Raw genomic sequence first — 18,054 nt, forward strand, 5'->3', positions numbered from 1 at the left:
TGCCTGGCCGGTACGTTGCCAGTGTCCTTGGTGACCGTTATGACACTCGCATCCTGTGGATCCGAAACAGATACGGACGGCCCGGCCCACCGCCTTGTCGGCCAGTGCACGGTGCGGCAGGATGTCGATCAGATCACAGCACGGTTCCCCGAATTCAGGGAGCTTGAATACACGTCATGGTGCGGGATCACACCCAAGAGCGAATCCAGGGTGCCGGGACCGACGGACGTGCGCCTCGTTGGAGTCCTCAACTCCATGGACGACGCGGCCGTGCGAAAGTATGTCGAGGATCCGGCCCTGTCCTTCAAGCCTCTCGCCCCACGGGATGTGCCGTCCGAGATCGCAAAGGTACTGCCCGAAGGGGCACAGTGGATGGCGAGCGAGCAGTTCGACAAGCTCATCACCGGTGACCTCTACAGCGGGACCTTCTATGTAGACAAGAAGTCGGCACACGTCCTGTTCGACTGTATGAACCCCATCCGGAGGGATGGGCCTGCTCCGACCCTGACTACCGGCTGAACCGAGGGATCGGGCTGCCCAATGCAGCCCGATCCCCACACAGCCCCGCGGGACACAGCTGCAAGGGCCGGGCTCCCGCTGGTGAGGACGCAGATGTTCCTGCCTGCTGACCTCCGGGACGGCACCCGGGATGTCACCCGGGGCAGAGGCGATATCCTCGGCGCGACGGTTTCCGGGGGAGGTGGAGGGCGATGACGGCACGCAAGTTGCCCGCCGGTCCGTTTCTGGCTGCCCTGCTGACCGTGCTCACGGTGTCGTCCTGCGGGACGACCGGGAGTGACGGCGGCAGCACGTGCAAGGTACGGCACGAGATCGACCAGATCACGTCGCGGTTCCCATCGTTCAAGCAGCTCGAATCCACGTCATGGTGCGGAATCGAGCCGGAGACCGACAACTCCCGGGTGCCGGCGCAGGCCAATATCCGTCTGGTCGGTGTGCTCAACGCCGTGGACGACGAGGCGGTGCTGAAGGAACTCAATGATTCCGGCCTGCAGTTCAAACCCGCCGCGCCCCAGGAAGTACCGGCGGAGATCGCGAAGCTCCTGCCGGAAGGAGCCGAGTGGATGATGAGTGAGCAGATCAACAAGCGCATCACCGAGGATCTCTACTTCGGATCCTTCTACTACGACAAGCGGAGCGGGCAGGTGCTGTTCGACTGCTCGAACCCGCACCGGAAGGACGGTCCCGCGCCCAGCGTGACCGCCGGGCACCCAGCAGGGACGCTGGTGGGTTAATTCGGGCCCTGGTGCTTCGCCCCGTCATTATACGGCGGGGCGGAGTGCTGTCACGTGGATGGGTCGGGTGAAGGCGCGGGTTACTGGTCGTGCTTGGCGCGTGCCGCTCTTCAGTCGAGCGTGAGGGGGCCGTCTGGCAGCCAGCCGTCCAGGTAGCCATCGACCAGCATCGTTGTGGTCTCGATCTGCGATTCTTGGTCCAACCAGAGGCCAAGAGCAGGGCGTGGCGCCCACAAGATTCGCCCACCGGGGACCCCGTTGGGCGGCGACGCGTCAACGCGCACGATGTAGAAACGTGCCTCCACGCGTAGCGCCGCAGTGGCAGGTGCGGCAGCCCACCGGCGTCCGACGACGGAACCCAGGCGGGTGGGATATGACGCCAGGAGCTCGTGACAGAGGCGCATGACTGCGTCGGTGTATGACTCCTGGAGCCCTACGGGGCATCGGGGCAGGCCCCATGACCTCCGGCCGCTGCTGTGCCGAGGCCGCAGGACGATTCGGTGCGCAGAGTCGATCGCGATCAGCATCGCGACTCGTCGGAATCGCGGGGTCGGGATGTGCATGAGGCCAGCCTCACCCTAGGCTATTCAAATAGCCATTGGGGTGTGCCGAGAGGGTGAGATGGCGATGGTCGCGCCGGGCTGCCTTCGAGGCTGCCCATGGCTGGGCCCGCCTTCCCGTACGCGCGAGTGATTCGGAACCAGCTGCCGACGGCGACCGTGCGTTGTGACAGACAAGATGATGGATGACTTCGTCGACCCATGTGGGGGCGAGTTGCCCGCAACGGCCAAGCGTTCATAAAAGTCGGAAGTGTCGGCGCTTGGTGCGCGTCTGGCGATGCGGGGTGTGGGATGAATTTGGATGTGTCGTACATCAGTCTGGGAATTCGGCCCTCTGGAGTTGGGAAGCCTCAGGCGAAGGTCGGTGTAACCGCAGCTCAGCCCCACCCATGAACGGCCCACCGAAGGGCCGTTCGCGGGTTTACCCCGGAACGGTTCACGAGATCCCGGTCAGACGGTCACCGTCTGACCGGGATCTCGTCGTTTCAGCCTTGATTGGTACGGAAGTGGTCCATCGGACTGCTGGGAAGCGTGGCTTTCCCGGTCGGGGTGGATCGGGGGCCGTAGCTCACGCCTGAGCAGAGGCTCAACCCGATCGGCCTGGTACAGCGATCAACTACGCTGGCCACCGGCGCATGACGACCGGTGTCCGGGAACCAGGTGAAGCCCCTCCAGGCTGGAGCGCTCAACAGGTGCTGGAGAGTCGGGAGACGCGAATGCTGGAGCCGCTGGGCATGGGCGGTGTGGAGAGTGCTGTCTACATGCAGGTGATTTCTGAACCCAGCAGCACCGCGGCAGAAGTCGCGGGAGGTCTCGGTATGGCTCCGGGCCGGGTGCGTGGAGCCCTGGCGTGCCTGCTCGAAGCCGGGCTCATCACGCTGGTGAGCGGCAGGCCCGTCCGCTATTTTCCCGCCCCGCCGGATGTAGCCGTGGACGCGCTGGTCCGGCGCCGTCAGGAGGAGTTGGAACAGGTCCGCGCTCAGGCAAGTGCCCTGGCTCATCGGATGCGGGAGGCGCCGCGTAGTCGTGGCAGCAACCTGGTCGAACTGGTCGAAGGGGAGCAGGCCGTGGTGGAACACGTGTTGAGGCTCCAGCTCGGGGCGCGGCAGGAGGTACTCATCGTCGACTGCCCGCCGTACCTCTACCGGCCTGCTCCGGGGAACCCGCAGGAAGCACAGTCCATGCGTCGCGGCGTGGCGTACCGGGCCATCTACCATGCTCCGATACTGGACGAGCCAGGCCGCATGGACGACCTGTTGGCCAATATCGCCGCGGGTGAGCAGGCACGGGTACTGCCCGCGATCCGTATGAAGATGGTCATCGCCGACGGCCGACAGGCGTTGATCCCGGTCAGCTTCGACGCCGTCGAACTGAGCAGTCTGATCCTGGTGCATGCGTCGCCGCTGCTGACCGCGTTGGTGACGTCGTTCGAGCATCTGTGGAACAAGGCCGTCCCGCTGTCCGGCGCCCAGGATGAGGGCGGGCCGGGCAAGTCCGACCGTGACATGCTCACCATGCTCGCCGCAGGGATGAAGGACCGCGCCATCGCGCGGGCGCTGGGCATCACGGAGCGCAGTGTCACCCGGCGGGTTGCCCACCTGCTCAATACGCTCGGTGCGGAGACGCGTTTTCAGGCGGCGTTGCGGGCGGCCAAGCTGGGCTGGCTGTAGACGCGCCGCCCTCCTTGCCGCGTCCCGGCCCCACCAGGGTTGTGTCTGCTACCCGTCGAGCGTCTGCTTTCAGACGCATCCGACGACATGCCCGTGACAGGTTGCGCCTCCTAGAGTGCGTTCCGCCCCCACACCCCACGGTTTCGGGAAGGAGCGCAACGGCATGATACGAAGAGTGCTCGCGTGCTGCGTCACAACGGCCACGATCGGCCTGTTCACCTTCGCATGGGCCGCCCCGGCGCAGTCGCAGTCGGAGTCGGTGCAGCGGTCGAACTACATCGTGACGTTCAAGAGTTCAGTGGGCGACCCGGCCGGTCTCGCCGACGAGCAGGCCCGTCGGCATGACGGCGCGGTCAAGTCCGTCTACCGGCACGCGCTGAAGGGTTACTCGGCGACGCTTCCCGACTCGGCGGTCGCGCGCCTACGGTCCGACCCTCGGGTCGCATCCGTCGAGCCCGATCAGGTCGCGACCATCACCGGACAGACCGTGCCCACCGGAGTCCAGCGGATCTTCGCCGACGATAACGTCGACCTCGACATCGACGGCGTGGACGATGTCCGTACCGACGTCGACATCGCGATCCTTGACACCGGTATCGACCACGACCACCCCGATCTCAACGTCGTCGGCCGCACCAACTGCGGATACGGATTCACCGGCTGCAACGACAACGACAGCGAATCCGCGATGGACGACAACCATGGGCACGGCACCCATGTGGCCGGCTCAGCGGCGGCGATCGACAACGGCTCCGGTGTCGTCGGTGTCGCACCGGGTGCCCGGCTGTGGTCGGTCAAGGTGCTCAACGATGCAGGCAGCGGTCCCCTGAGCGACATCGCGGAAGGCCTCGACTGGGTGGCCGCCCGATCGACGACGATTGAAGTCGTCAACCTGAGCCTGGGCTGCGAATGCGCCGGCGACACCGCCCTCTCCACAGCCATCGCCAACCTGGTGGACAAGGGCGTCGTGGTCGTGGTGGCCGCGGGCAACAACGGCAAGGACGCGTCCAGTTTCTTCCCGGCCAGCCACCCCGACGTGATCACCGTGTCGGCACTTGCCGACTTCAACGGCGCTCCCGGCGGCGGAGCCGCCTCGACCTGCCGGGCCGAGACCGACGACACACTGGCCGACTTCTCCAACTTCGGTTCCACCGTGGAGATCGCCGCACCCGGCACGTGTATCTACTCGACGACTCTGGACGGCGGCTACAGCACGCTGTCGGGAACGTCGATGGCCAGCCCCCACGTGGCCGGTGCGGCCGGCTACTACGCGAGTCTGAAGAACCCCGGCAGCCGCGCCGACGTACTGAAGATCCGTGATGACCTCGTCTTCTCCGGGAACTCCGGCTGGACCGACGACTCCGGCGACAGCGCCAAGGAACCACTGCTCGATGTAGCCGCCCCATCGGACCCGACCCAGCCGAGAGCACGCTTCGCCGCCACCTGCGGGCCGACCACGTGTACCTTCGACGCATCCGGCTCTACCGACGACGGCACCGTCACCTCGTACGCGTGGAAGTTCGGCGACGGATCCACCGGCAGCGGCAAGACCGCCTCGCATACGTACGCCCCTGACAAGGTGTACACCGTCACGCTGACCGTCACCGACAACACCGGCAAGACGGACGAGACCAGCCAGGGCATCGTCGTCGGCAACCCGCCGCCCACCGCCTCCTTCACCAGCAGCTGCAGCAGCCCGCGTGTCTGTACGTTCGACGCCTCCGTCTCAGCCGACCCCGGGGGATCGGTCAGCAGCTACGCATGGACGTTCGGGGACGGCACCACCGGCACCGGAAAGGTGCTCTCGCACACGTACCCCGCACCCGGCGGCGGCACCTACACCGTGAAGCTGACCGTGACCGACAACCAGGGCAAGACCGCCACCACAACCAAGACGATCACACCGCCTCCCAACCAGCTGCCGGTTCCGGTGGTCAGCGTGGGATCCTGCTTGGCGTCCGTACACGGCTGCTACCTCAACGGGTACGCCACCAGCGACCCTGACGGCGGTCTCGCGTCGACGTTCACCTACGTCTGGGACTTCGGCGACGGCACGACCACCACCGGCGTCAGCGTCTTCCACGGCTACCCTGCCGCCGGCACGTACACCGTCAAACTCACCGTCACCGACGACGAGGGCACCAGCGCCGCCACCACCAGATCCGTGGTCGCGCCGTAACCCCCGGATCAGCCGGCAGGGTGGCGGGGCACAGCTGCCCCGCCACCCGTACCGGGCTCTGGTGGCTCATGATGCCGGCGGCGTTCGCGCCGGACTCCCGGCTGCCGGGCTCCCGGCTACGGTGGCCCACCGGCGATTCGATGCGGACCTCCGCGTCTTGTCCTGGGGTTCCACTGGGACATGCAGCTGTCCGATCCCACCTACCGCAGGAAGATTGCCCGGCAGCTGAACAAGGGCGAGTCGCCCAGCTCGACGAGAAGGGCCACAGGCCCCTGCGGACCGTGACCACTGACGAGGCCGGGCAGTAGCTCCCCGGACCAGCCCAGTTGCCCGGCCCCTCCAGGGCCTCGGCAACGGAAATGGCCTCATCTGCGCTTTCTGCCCACGCTGCTCAGGCGGGTGGCTGTGACGAGGCCTCGCGAGTGGTGAGGGTGTATCGGTACCAGTCCGGCCTGGGTGCTGTGGCCGGCTGCTCCGGCGGACGGCGGAGCCGGAATCCGCCTCGCCGCGCCCGTCTCGGCCGTGCGGCAGACCACCGACGAGGTCCTCGTCACTTTCGAAGGCGGCGCGCCCGCGCGTCCCGTGTGGTGGTGACAGTGCCGTTCGGGGTCCTGCGCGACATCGAGTTCACTCCGGCACTCGCCCCGGACAAGATCGCGCTGTCCGAGGAGAACCATGCGGGGCAGGGCCAGAAGGTCTGGGTGCTGGCCAAGAACGTGCCTGACGACCTGAGCGGTTTCGGCTGGAACACCGCCTTCGACTTCGTCGGAGTAATCGACGTCACGCCGGACGGCCAGGTGCTGGTCTGTTTCAGTCCCGAGGCGAACGGGGTGGACGTCGACGACGTGGCCACCGTGCAGCGGGCCGTCCGCGCGTTCGCGCCCGACGCCGAGGTCATGGCCGTCGCGAGCCACGACTGGAACGCCGACCCCTGGTCGCGGGGCACCTGGACGACGTTCCGCCCCGGGCAGATCCTCCGCGCCGAGGCTGCACTCGCCCGCCCCGAGGGCGCGATCCACTTCGCCGGGGCGCACACCGCCCGCCGCTGGCCCGGCTTCATCGACGGGGCCATCGAGAGCGGGAGCCGCGTCGCCAGGGAAGTCCTGGACGTCCTGTGATCTCCCGAGCCGAACCGCGCTCCGAGGGCATCCGCGGAGTCCAACTCGGCTGCCCGGCCGTGTGATTGTCTCGCACACCTATACAGGAACACGTCCGACCGGCCCGGGCGGACGCGGGCCTATTCCTCCGACATGACGGACGCGGAGTGGGAGGCGGTAGGCGGCCTGCTGCCCGTGCCGGCGTGTCTGAACGGGAAGGGCGGGCAGCCGGAGGGCTACTGCCACCGGCAGATGATCGACGCGATTCGCTGCCTGGTCGCGGGCGGCATCACGTGGCGGGCCATGTCGGCCGACTTTACTCCAGCTGTAGATCGTGATCTTGGCGGGAGGGTCGGTGGAGGCGGAGGCGGCCACCGTTGATCATCGTGAGTGGGCCAGCGGTTCTACGACTGGGCCGTCACCGACCTCACCGAGGATCGGCCCGGCCACAGCCACCCATCCGTTCATGCGGACCTCCAGTGCAAGCACACCACCGGTTTCCTCACCGTCGCCTACCAGCGCCTGGGCGCCATGCAGCAGCAGTGGCTGGACAAGAACCCCGACGTCGACAAGGACCGGGAGGCTCTCCTCGCCCGCCAAACACGTATCGCCGAAACAGTACTCAACGGGACGCTATGAACCATGCGCCTGGAGGAGCCCCAGGACAGCCGCGGCGAGCACGGACAGCGCGTCGGCCATAAGTCGTACATCTCGTGGGCGAGCGACCTGGCGGGGGGCGAGTGGCACTCGGATGCGTCCTCGGCCCCGGCCGGCCCGACGGGCTCGCGTTTGGGATACCCCGGCGGCTCCGAGCCCTCTTCCCTCTGACCAGGCGCCTCCGAGCCCTCTTCCCTCTGACCAGGCGCCTCCGGTCAGCCGCCCGCTGCGTAGCGGCGCCGGAGTGCTGCCGCCGGGGATGGGCGGCCTCGGCTATTCCGTGTCGGGGATGAGGCCGAATTCCGTCAGCAGTTCGCCGATCTCGGTTGATTCCAGCTTGCGCAGGAGTTGCTTGCGAAGGATCTCTGGGCCTGGCAGGTGGAGTGTCTCGCCGTCCCGTAGCCGGCTGGCGGCGTCCAGCAGTCTGCGGATGTCGTAGGTGGAGTTGAACACCTCCGGTACGGCGCGTTCGATGCCGAGCAGTTGGTAGGCGGCTTCCATGCCTGTACGTACGGAGTACTCGGTGGTGAAGATCGTGTCACGGGTGGTCTCGGCGAACTGGCCGATGAACGCGAAGTTGACCGCTGCCCGTGGTACCACGTCAGGGCGGTCCCCGGCCCGGCGGGGCAGGAAGAAGGCTGTGACGTAGGGCATCATCACAGGCACGCAGGTGGCGCCGTTCGCGGCGAGTTCACTGATCTCGTCGGTGGGGGCGCCGAGGTGGTAGAGCCACTCCTGGGTGATCTCTTCCCCGGTGCAGTCCTGCATCGGCTTTTTCACGTAGTCGCCGGGGCGGTCGGTGAACAGCCCGTAGAGCCATACGACGATCTGGTCGGCCGGCTGCTGCTTGAAGTGGGGCTGCCGGTTGACGGTCCAGCTCATGAGCCAGCTGGAATCCCTGATGGTGACGATGCCGCCGGTGACGACCTTGCCGCTGAACGGGTCGCGTTTGGCGATCTTCTGGATCAGTTTCGGGATCCGCTGGTCGAGTGTGGTGACGGTGGCCGACTCCCATTTGCTCTCGGAGATGTTGCCGCAGAACACCTCGGGGCGACCGAAGGACTCATCACGGCTCGCGATCTTCCGCCAGAGGTCCCATGCCGGGGCCGGGCCCTCGTTCAGGCGGGCCGCGGTGTGGTGGTCGCCGTTGTCCGAGTTCTCGGTGAGGGAGCCGATCGTCGTGAGGAGCAGGTCGTCCGCTGCGAGGTCGGTTCCGCCCGCCTCTCCGGCGGAGATCCAGTGGATGCGGGTCGCCTGCTTGCGGTCCGGGGTGATGTCGAAGCTGATGTCGGTGACCTCGGTGTCGAGTTGGAATGTCACGCCCTGGCCGACCAGCCACCGGGTCAGCGGGAGCACGAGCGACTCGTACTGGTTGTACTTGGTGAACTTCAGAGTGGACAGGTCGGGAAGACCGCCCACGTGGTGCACGAAGCGGTGCAGGTACAGCTTCATCTCCAGGGCGCTGTGCCACTCTTCGAAGGCGAACATCGTGCGCCAGTACAGCCAGAAGTGGCTGTCCAGGAAGTCTCTGCCGAAGACCTCGTTGATGCGTTTGCCCTCCATCTCCTCGCGAGTGGCGAGGAAGATCCTCAAGATGTCCTTCTGCGCACGGTCACTGAGCGCGAACAGCCCGTCGGTGTGAGCGTCCTGCCCCTGGTTCTCGGTGACCCGCTGCAGGGAGAAGTTGGGGTCGTCCTTGTTCAGCCAGTAGAACTCGTCGAGGACCGAGGCGCCCTCGGTCTCGATCGAGGGGATCGACCGGAACAGGTCCCACAGGCACTCCATGTGGTCTTCCATCTCGCGGCCGCCGCGGATGACGAAGCCTTTCTCCGGCTCCTTGATGCCATCCAGCGCGCCCCCGGGAAGTTTCTGCTGTTCCAGGACGGTGATCCGGTCGCCGCTCATATGTCCATCGCGGATGAGGAAGGCGGCGCCGGCGAGCGAAGCGAGTCCGGAGCCCACGAACCAGGCCGTTTTCCGCTCCACCCCCGCAGGCTTGCGCGGCCGTGCGAATGCCTCGTAGTTCCCGCTGCCGTAGTACACGGTGACCTCTTCCTTGGCGGACGCATGCGGCTCTCGTGGGGCCGGGTGTCACCCACTGACGGTTATGCCGGGATAGCACCAAATGACATCGAGATGTGACATTTTGCCGACAAGGAGGAACGTACTGGCCCCCACCTGGCTATGGCCGGACAACACGTCGCCGAGCAGGTGCCCAAACCCGCGATCACGAACCCTCGTCGGTGGCCACGGACCGTAGTGGCCGGTGCCGTTGGTCGGCGAGCTGGCCGACTTCGCAGTCACGGTCGACGCTGATGGAGCCGTAGTGGTTCACCACCGAGCTGCGGGCCTGTGAAATGCGCGCCGGCGCTTCGCGGCCGGCGTTTACTCGTCGGCCTCGATGGGAATGTCAGCCGCCAGCGGGGAGATGACCAGCTCCCTCGTCTTGCTCGGCGGCCCGGGGCGCTGCTACGACGCCGCCCGGTTGGTCGGTGCCTACCGGGTGCATATGCCGCATGCGTCGGCGGTCGGCTTATGGCCCTTCGTCCCGGGCCCCGGGGTGAAGGGCCCTGCCGCGCGGTGATAGCCCTGACCAGCGCGGAGTGGGTGAAGGTGGCGTCGAGATACGGTTCCTTCAGGAGGTGTCCGAGGGACGCGCGTGGTGTCCACATCGAAGTCCGGTCGGGCCATCCGGACTGACCGGGTCCTTCGGATAGGGAAGGGCCTGCGCGAGTGATGAAGACGTGCTCCTCCACCCGAGCCAAGAGCGCGCCCGCCGGCGGAGGTGCCCAGCGCCGTCCTACGACGGATCCCCACCGCGTCTCCCGATCGCCGGAGAGGCGCGCTGCGAGCCGGACGACCGCCTGGCTGTACGACTCCAGCAGGTGGACGGCGCACCGTGGCAGTGCCCATTGCCGTGGGGCGGAACCGGGCCACCTGGGTGTGCCGGACGAGTGCTGCCGCGCTCTGGCGGGATCTCTTCGGTGCTCATCGAAGGTCCGCCCAGGAGTGCCTCGGGGCAATGCTGAAACCCGCTCCCGGTCGTCACGCCTCAACATTGCGGGCAGGGCTTGAATGCACTGTACATCTACCTGGGAGACGGAGTTCTCGACGCCGGGAAGCCCTCTGGGAACGTCCGCGTTCCCCCAGCTCACACCCACCCGTGAACGGCCGACCGCACGCAGAAGTCCCGTCCGATCGCTGAGATCGGGCGGGACTTTCGCGTTCCCTGAAGAATGGCAGTGACCGGGAGCGTCGAGCGAGGTGTGCATGCACATGGTTCGCAAGAGTGAGGGTTTCCTCGACGCCGTGTATTCGGCGGGACTGGTGGTGGACGGCACCGGAACCGTGCTGGGCTGCACGCCCGCGGCCGAGACGCTCCTGGACCGCCGCGCCGAGGACCTGCGCGGACAGACCCTCCCCTCCCTGCTGGCCGATCCCGGCCACTGGCCCCGGGTCATGGCCCAGCGGAGCGGCCCCGTATGGGAAGGCAGGGCCGTCGTACGGACGGGGGACGGCGGGGACTTGGACGTCGCGTTCCGCGTCCTCCCGCTGGACCCGGGCCGGCGGAGCGAGCGCGACTCCCCATGGCTGGTCCTGGGCGCGCCTCACGCCGTGGTGTCGAAGTGGCGTCAGGACTTCGCGTTCACTCAGGAGCTGTTCCTCCAGGACCGTATCGGCTTTGCCGTGTTCGACAAGGAACTGCGGCTGGTGCGGACGAATACGCACCTGCTGCCGTACACGGGCGTGCCCGCCGACCTGGCGGGCCACCGGCTGGCCGACTTCCTCTGGGCCGAGGACGCGCGGCAGATCGATGATCAGCTGCGCGAGGTCCTCCGGTCCGGGGTTCCCTTGGTGGGGGTGGACGCCCTCGTACGCACGCTGGTCGACCCCGGAGCGGGGCGGATCATGGCGGTGTCCGTGTTCCGCCTCCAGGAGCCGGACGGACGGGTGATGGGGGTCACCGGCCTCTTCACCGATGTCACGGAGCAGCGCCGGGCGCGCCGGCGGCTCGATCTTCTGCAGCGGGCCACCGCGGTGCTCGGGAACTCGCTGTCCGTCGCGGAAACCGCGCAGGATCTGGCGGATGTGCTCGTGCCGGATCTTGCCGACACGGCTGTTGTCGACATCGCCGAGGGCGTCTTCCGGTTCGCGGAGGCCGGCCCCGACCGTCATCGGCTTCACCTCCTGCGCCGGGCGGCCGCGGCCGGACCGGGTGCCGGACCGGATGCCGGACCGGATACCGAACCGGCCGAACAGCCCGAACCCGGTGACGTGGTCGAGGTGGACACCGGAGGATCGCTGCGGGACCGGCTCTGGGCCGACGACGGCCCCGACGAGCACCAGCGCGTCCGCTCGGGCATGACCGTACTGCTGCGAGCCAGGGGCAAGCTCCTCGGGCGGGTCATCGTGCGGCGCACCAGCGTTCTCCCGTTCGACGAGAACGATCTGGACCTGCTGGGGGAGATCGCCTCCCGCGCGGCCCTGGTGCTGGACAACGCACGTCGCTTCGCCCGCGAGCGGCGGGCGAATGTGAGTCTGCAGCGCAGCCTGCTGCCCCCGGCCGAGGCCGACACGGTGGCGGTGCAGGCGGCCAGTGTCTATCTCCCCACCGATGCGACCACCGGGGTCAGCGGAGACTGGTTCGACGTCATCCCGCTGTCGTCCGCACGGGTTGCCCTGGTGGTCGGCGACGTCGTCGGCCACGGACTGCACGCCACCGCGACGATGGGACGGCTGCGCACCGCCGTACGTACGCTGGCGGACCTCGATCTCGAGCCGGACGAACTGCTCGCCCATCTCGACGACCTCGTCTCCCAGCTCACGGTCGAAGCCGGCGGCAACGAGCCCGGCGCACCGGGTTCCGAACAGCAGGGCGCGTACCACGCGTTCGGCGCCACCTGCCTGTACATGATGTACGACCCCGTGGCGCGGCACTGCGCGATGGCAAGCGCGGGGCATCCACCGCCGGCCGTGATCGCTCCGGACGGGACAGTCGAGTACGTGGACGTCAGCCCCGGACCGCCGCTGGGAGTCGGCGGACTGCCCTTCGAACCCGTGGAGCTGGATGTCGAGCCGGGCAGCGTGCTCGCGCTCTTCACCGACGGGCTCATCGAGCGGGGCGCGGGCGATGTCGACGAAGGAATGGACGCGCTCCGGCAGCGGCTGATGGACGCCGACGCGCTCTGCCGACCGCTCCCGGACGTCGGTCGGGAGGTGGTGGAGGGACTGGCCCCGAGCCGGCTCCCCGACGACGTCACCCTGCTGCTCGCCCGTACCCGAGTGGTTCCGCCGGACGACAGCGTGACCTGGGCACTGGAGGCGGACCCGGCGGTCGTGGCCGGCGCGCGTGAGCTGGTGGTCGGACAGCTGGCCCGCTGGGGACTGGACGAACTGGCCTTCACCACCGAGCTGGTGGCGAGCGAGCTGGTCACCAACGCCATCCGCTACGCGGGCGGACCCGTCGAACTCCGGCTCATCCGGGCAGGCACCCTGATCTGCGAGGTCTCCGACCCGAGCAGCACCCAGCCGCGGATGCGGCGGGCCCACACCACCGAGGAAGGCGGGCGCGGTCTCTTCCTGATCGCGCAGCTCACCCAGCGGTGGGGCAGCCGCTACACGCGGCGCGGAAAGACCATCTGGGCGGAGCAGCCTCTGCCGGGGCCGGAGTGAGGCCCGCAATGTACGAGGCCACGAGGTACGAGGCCACAATGACCGCATGACAGACGGAATCGACGACACGGCCGCGCAGGCATGGGCCGCCCTCGGCGGGCCGGGCGGGATGGCCGGGCTGGTGTCGTACAGCGGGGCCGGAGACGTGCTCCCTTCGCGGCTGCCGGTGCGGCAGCTGGCTCGGGCCAGTGTCGGGGTGTGTTCGCTCGCCGCCGCCGAGCTGGCCTCTGTACGTACGGGGAAACCGGTGGCCGCGGTACGGGTGGACGAGGGCGCCGTGGCCACCGCGTTCGTCAGCGAGCGGCATCTGCGGATCGGCGGCAGGACGCCGACGACGTTCGCGCCGCTCTCCGGGTTCTGGCGGGCGGCCGACGGGTGGGTACGGACACACGCCAACTACCCGCACCACCGCGACCGGTTGCTGGACGCGCTCGGGATCCGGAACGGGGACCGGCTGGCCGACGCGGTGGCGGAGCTGGCCGCCGTGGAAGTCCAGGAGCGGGTGTACGCGGCCGGCGGGCTCGCCGTCGCGGTGGTCCCGCCCGGAGATGCCCCGGGCCATCCGCTCGCCGAGGTGCGGCCGGCCGGGGAGGAGGGCGGGAGCCCGGCGCTCCCGGCCGGTGTGCTGCCCGCGGACGGGGTGCGGGTGCTGGACCTGACGCGGGTCATCGCCGGGCCGGTTGCGACGCGCACCATCGGGCTGCTGGGCGCGGACGTACTGCGGATCGACTCGCCGGGGCTGCCGGAGGCGGCGGACGCGCACGCCGACACCGGGTTCGGGAAGCGGTCGGCCCGGCTGGATCTGGCGCAGGCGGCGGACCGGCGGGTCTTTGACGAGTTGCTCGGGGCGGCCGATGTCGTGGTCACCGGCTATCGGCCCGGCGCGCTGGACCGGCTCGGTCTGGCGCCGGACTCCCTGCTGGAGCGGCGGCCCGGGCTGGTCGTGGCGCAGGTGTGCGCGTGGGGGTGGTCCGGGCCGTGGGCCGGCCGGCGGGGATTCGACAGTCTGGTACAGGCCGGGTGCGGAATCGCGGAGATCGAGGCCGGGCCGGACGGCCGCCCCGGCGTGCTGCCCGCGCAGGCGCTGGACCACGGAACCGGGTACCTACTGGCCGCCGCGGTACTGCGGTCGCTGACCGGCCGTCAGCGGGACGGACGCGGCAGGCACGTGCGGCTCTCCCTCGCGGGGACGGCGTCCTGGCTGATGCACGGCATCCGGGCCACCCCGGCGGGCGAGGGTGCGTACGAGGCGGAGAAGTGGCTGAACGAGACGGAATCGCCCTACGGGCCGCTCCGCCACGCCCTGCCGCCGCTCGGCTTCGACGGTGCTCCCGCGGACTGGAGCCGGCCGCCGAGCCTGTGGGGTGCGGACCGGGCCGCCTGGCTCACGGATGCAGGGGGCTGAGCGGCTTGGCGAAGCAGCGGCTGTTCTCGTACTCGCGGTAGTGGCCGAACTTCGTGCACGGCAGATAGCCGCTGGAGGCGTAGAGGGCGATCGCCTCCGGCTGCTTCGTCCCGGTCTCCAGAACCATCCGGATGCGGCCCGCCGCACGGGCGCTGTCCTCCAGGGCGGCCAGGATGCGGCGGGCCAGCCCCAGCCCACGCGCCTCGGGGACGACGTACATGCGCTTGAGCTCGGCGTCGCCGTCCGCGTACCCCTCGCCGTTCTGCTCCTGCGCGCGCCAGCCGCCCGTGGCCACCGGCCGGTCCTGGTCGTCGTACGCGAGCAGGTAGAGGCCGCTCGGCGCCTGGAACATCGCCGGGGCGAGCGGCGTGACGTCGCCCTCGTCGTCGTAGCGCTGCGCGTATTCGAGCTGGACCTGGTCGTTGAGCTTGACCGCGTCGGGGTGGTCGTAGGCTGTGGGCCGAATAATCATGTGGAACATCGTACTTCTATGCAGAGGATTGGGTGGGTGCATATCCGGCTCGGTATCGTGCCGCAAATGCTCACTGTGACCTCCGACAGTGACTGTAAAACATGTGCCTACGCGAGACGGCCCCGGCACTCCATCCGGAGGTACCGGGGCCGTGCGTGCCCAGCTCGGGTCAGGGACTGACCTTGGCCTGAACGATCAGCGTTCCGAGATTCTCCGGATCGGGCGCCTCCACGATGCCGGCGTCGACGTCGGTGAATCCGTAGTTCATGAGGATGCCCCTCCACATGTCCTCGGAGTATGCCCACCTCTGTACCGGGAGGATCTTGCCGTTGAAGCCGTTGCCGTACATCCCCTGCGCTCCGTAGCAGCCATCAACGGCCGGGGCTTGCGAAAACACCAGCACCCCCCGGGGAGATAGCCGCTGACGGATGGCGGGGAGCAGTCGGCGTGGGTCGGTGAACCAGAACGCTCCCCAGACCGAATAGATCGCGTCGTACGTCTCTGACGTGGTCGTGAGATAGTCCACCGCCTCACGAAGCAGGAACCGGGCCCCCTCGACGTCGCCCCACCGTTCCGCGGCGTGCTTGAGCTGGGCTGGGGAGAGGTCGACGCCCGTGGCCTCGACGCCCTTCCGGGCGAGATAGGCGACTTCGTTGCCGCTGCCGCACCCCAGCTCCAAGGTGGTATCAGGCTGGCACAGCAGCTCTTCCGCGGGGCCGTGGTAGTCGTACTGCGTCCAGCAGAACCCCTTGTCGACGGAGTCCTGTACCGAACCGATCTTTGTTACCGCTCCGGACGCATAGCGGTCCCAGTAAGTCTCAACGCTCATGCCGCAACGTTCCTCGCTGGACTAGTTGTGAGCATCTGTACCGTCAGGCTCCGACGGGCTCACACGCTACTCGCCGTCCCTCGTGGTCGTGGCCGCAACGTGGACGTTCCCCCAAACGGGAGCCGGCGGCACCCGAGGGATGCCGCCGGCCTGTGGTGTTGTGGTGCTAGTGGCAGCTCGTGCCCTGAGCGCAGGGGGAGCACTTCGAGGAGTCCCGCTCCCACAGCGGCCAGTCGATGACGAACCCGTGTTGCTCGACCACGGCCGCGGTCCTCATGACCGTGCCGTCGGCCTTGCGGTCGATCTCGGGTATGTGGTGGAGGAACTGTCCGTTGTTGTACTTCACGCAGAACGCGGCGTAGTTCGCCGTGTCGAGAATGAGCGCGTGCACGGCGACGTCGACCAGCTCGCCGCATCCGAGTTCCAGACCCTCGCCCATGGTCTCCATGGCGGTGATCAGGTACGCGACGGCCTGACCCATAAGGCGGCCGGCCATCACGCTGTCCATGAGGTAGTCGCGGGTCAGCAGCTGGATTTCCCTGTCCCACACCTCCTCGCCCAAGAGTTCCTTTGGATCACGGACTGCTACTGCTGTACCCATACGGGGCACCTCCCGCTCGAACGGATCTTGCGGAACCCTCCCCGCCCGTCAGATGCGGTTTCGTCGGAGCCGACGACGAACGGGGAGGGGCTTGCTCCCACCTCGGCTGGTCCCTCATCAGCTTGGCCGTGGGTTGGGTGCTGACTTCCGAGGTGGGGTGTCTGTGAGGCCGGACTGCGTCCGCCGTGGTGCGGTGATCGGTGAGCCGGTGAGTCACTCGGTGCGGCTGTAGCGGATGGAACCCGCCAGGCCGTCCTGATGGGGCCGGTGGCGGCCTCGTCGTGGGTGGCGTGCGTGCGCACCCAGCGGGCGAAGTCGTAAGCCTCCGTCGAGCGGAGCACGATGTGAACCAACCCGTGACCGTTGACCACGTCGTCCGGGTAGACCTCGCCGGGGAGGCTCATGATCCGGGGGTGCTCGTCGTCAGTGAGCCGCATTCTCGGTACGTCGGGTGGGAGCACTCCCTGACGTGCCTGAACATGGAGGCCGGCGAAGACATTCGATGGCTGCCCCGTCACCAGCTGCCCGAGGGCATCACCTTCCCCCTGCGCGGGAACGACTGGTGGCTGTTCGATCACCGCCTCTTGGCTGTTGGGCACTTCGACAACGAGGGCCGAGTCCTGGGTTCCGAGCTGATCGAGAACCCCGAGGTGGTCGCGGAATGCGTCCGCGTACGAGACCAGCTCTGGGCCCTCGCAGTCCCTCACGTCGAGTACAAGCCCTGACCCGTCAGTGAGTAACCAAGCACAGGAAGCACGGGAAGCGTTGGGTGCCCGGTTGCGAGGGTTCCGCAAAGATGCGGGCTTCTCAAGCGGTCGGGCATTCGCCGCTGCGACCAGGTGGCAGGAATCAAAGGTTTCCCGGATTGAGAACGGCAGGCAGAACGCGAGTGAGGGCGACATTCGTGTCTGGTGTCGGCACACCGGCTCGGAGGACCAGGTCGACGACCTGATCGCTACGGTCCGGCACATCGAAGAACTGTGGCTCGAATGGCGCCGCCAACTCCAGGCAGGCGCGGAGCCCCGGCAGCGCAAGGCCCTGCCGGTCTACGCGAAAACCAAGGTGTTCCGGATCTGGCATCCCACACTTGTGTGGGGGACTCTCCAGACGGCGGAGTACGCAGCCGAGACCTTCCGTCAGGTCATCGACTTCTACGAGATCCCAAACGACATGGATGCGGCAGTAGCCAAGCGGCTGGAGCGTCAGCAGTACCTGTATCAGGGAGACCGGATCTTCAACGTGCTACTTGCCGAACAGGCCCTTTACACCAACTTCGGCGGCCCGGAGGTCATGAGAGGCCAGCTCGACCGACTGCTCGCGGTGATGTCCTTGCCGCGCATGAGCCTGGGGCTCGTCCCAACCTCAGCCCCGATGCTCGTATGGCCTGGCAACTCGTTTTCCATGTTCGACAGCAAGCTCGTGCTCGTAGAGACCTACTCGGCAGAGTTCTCGGTCGCTCAGCCACGAGAGATCGCGCTCTACGCGAAGGCGTTCGACCTTCTCAAGCGGTCGGCGGTGTACGGCCAGTCGGCAAGGGCGTTGATCACGCGTGCTCTTGAGCGGTTGGACTTGTAGTTCTCTGCCGCACGACCTCGGAAGGCGCGCAAGTTCGAGGGCTACCCGCGGCGGCGTCGTGGGGCGAGGGCGATGCCGTAGCC

Annotated in this window: 15 protein-coding genes; 11 read left to right on the forward strand and 4 right to left on the reverse strand. The window is 67.9% G+C overall.

The genetic code is table 11. The annotated features are described in order from the left end of the window. Positions 1 to 39: 39 nt before the first annotated feature. The 7 genes from NLX86_RS20530 to NLX86_RS20560 all read left to right on the forward strand — a co-directional run bounded on the left by NLX86_RS20530 (position 40) and on the right by NLX86_RS20560 (position 7,398). Entirely contained in the window at positions 40 to 519 is a 480-nt protein-coding gene (locus NLX86_RS20530) for a hypothetical protein (RefSeq protein ID WP_254373198.1), read from the forward strand. A 191-nt stretch (positions 520 to 710) separates the two neighbouring features. Then, positions 711 to 1,253, forward strand: a complete 543-nt coding sequence (locus NLX86_RS20535; protein WP_254373199.1) for a hypothetical protein — start codon at positions 711 to 713, stop codon at positions 1,251 to 1,253. A 1,276-nt stretch (positions 1,254 to 2,529) separates the two neighbouring features. Next, entirely contained in the window at positions 2,530 to 3,483 is a 954-nt protein-coding gene (locus NLX86_RS20540; protein WP_254373200.1) for a helix-turn-helix domain-containing protein, read from the forward strand. A gap of 163 nt (positions 3,484 to 3,646) precedes the next feature. Further along, on the forward strand, positions 3,647 to 5,662 hold the full coding sequence (locus NLX86_RS20545; RefSeq protein ID WP_254373201.1) for a PKD domain-containing protein: 2,016 nt from the start codon (positions 3,647 to 3,649) through the stop codon (positions 5,660 to 5,662). 590 nt (positions 5,663 to 6,252) lie between these two features. After that, a complete protein-coding gene (locus tag NLX86_RS20550; protein ID WP_254373202.1) occupies positions 6,253 to 6,780 on the forward strand; it encodes an FAD-dependent oxidoreductase in 528 nt (175 codons plus the stop codon). A 132-nt stretch (positions 6,781 to 6,912) separates the two neighbouring features. Then, positions 6,913 to 7,140 (forward strand): transposase, encoded by a 228-nt coding sequence (locus NLX86_RS20555; protein WP_254373203.1) that lies wholly within the window; start codon positions 6,913 to 6,915, stop codon positions 7,138 to 7,140. A 9-nt stretch (positions 7,141 to 7,149) separates the two neighbouring features. Next, positions 7,150 to 7,398 carry a hypothetical protein gene (locus tag NLX86_RS20560; RefSeq protein ID WP_254373204.1) on the forward strand — a complete coding sequence of 83 codons (249 nt, stop codon included), beginning with the start codon at positions 7,150 to 7,152 and terminating at the stop codon, positions 7,396 to 7,398. Positions 7,399 to 7,689: 291 nt separating this feature from the next. On the opposite strand, the gene NLX86_RS20565 is transcribed toward NLX86_RS20560, so the two are convergent. Beyond that, a complete protein-coding gene (locus tag NLX86_RS20565) occupies positions 7,690 to 9,459 on the reverse strand; it encodes an oleate hydratase (protein WP_254373205.1) in 1,770 nt (589 codons plus the stop codon). A gap of 1,233 nt (positions 9,460 to 10,692) precedes the next feature. Between NLX86_RS20565 and NLX86_RS20570 the strand changes: the two genes are divergently transcribed. Both NLX86_RS20570 and NLX86_RS20575 read left to right on the forward strand, forming a co-directional pair. Next, positions 10,693 to 13,089 (forward strand): SpoIIE family protein phosphatase, encoded by a 2,397-nt coding sequence (locus NLX86_RS20570; RefSeq protein ID WP_254373206.1) that lies wholly within the window; start codon positions 10,693 to 10,695, stop codon positions 13,087 to 13,089. Between the two features lie 46 nt (positions 13,090 to 13,135). Further along, the gene (locus NLX86_RS20575; RefSeq protein ID WP_254373207.1) at positions 13,136 to 14,494 is read left to right on the forward strand and encodes a CoA transferase; all 1,359 of its coding nucleotides are present in this window, start codon (positions 13,136 to 13,138) and stop codon (positions 14,492 to 14,494) included. Here the strand turns inward: NLX86_RS20575 and NLX86_RS20580 are convergent. From NLX86_RS20580 to NLX86_RS20590, 3 genes are all read right to left on the reverse strand, one after another. Beyond that, entirely contained in the window at positions 14,475 to 14,966 is a 492-nt protein-coding gene (locus NLX86_RS20580) for a GNAT family N-acetyltransferase (protein WP_254373208.1), read from the reverse strand. The genes NLX86_RS20575 and NLX86_RS20580 overlap by 20 nt on opposite strands. A gap of 169 nt (positions 14,967 to 15,135) precedes the next feature. Beyond that, positions 15,136 to 15,795: a trans-aconitate 2-methyltransferase gene (locus NLX86_RS20585; protein ID WP_254373209.1), complete on the reverse strand. Its 660-nt coding sequence runs from the start codon at positions 15,793 to 15,795 to the stop codon at positions 15,136 to 15,138. Positions 15,796 to 15,961: 166 nt separating this feature from the next. Then, the gene (locus NLX86_RS20590; RefSeq protein ID WP_254373210.1) at positions 15,962 to 16,396 is read right to left on the reverse strand and encodes a hypothetical protein; all 435 of its coding nucleotides are present in this window, start codon (positions 16,394 to 16,396) and stop codon (positions 15,962 to 15,964) included. A gap of 344 nt (positions 16,397 to 16,740) precedes the next feature. Between NLX86_RS20590 and NLX86_RS20595 the strand changes: the two genes are divergently transcribed. Together NLX86_RS20595 and NLX86_RS20600 are read left to right on the forward strand one after the other, a co-directional pair. After that, complete coding sequence (locus NLX86_RS20595) at positions 16,741 to 17,121, forward strand: DUF6879 family protein (protein ID WP_254373211.1); 381 nt, start codon at positions 16,741 to 16,743, stop codon at positions 17,119 to 17,121. A gap of 7 nt (positions 17,122 to 17,128) precedes the next feature. Next, a complete protein-coding gene (locus NLX86_RS20600; RefSeq protein ID WP_254373212.1) occupies positions 17,129 to 17,971 on the forward strand; it encodes a helix-turn-helix transcriptional regulator in 843 nt (280 codons plus the stop codon). Positions 17,972 to 18,054: the final 83 nt, after the last annotated feature.

Origin of the sequence: Streptomyces sp. A3M-1-3 (assembly GCF_024213665.1) — a bacterium.
Taxonomy (GTDB): Bacteria; Actinomycetota; Actinomycetes; order Streptomycetales; family Streptomycetaceae; genus Streptomyces.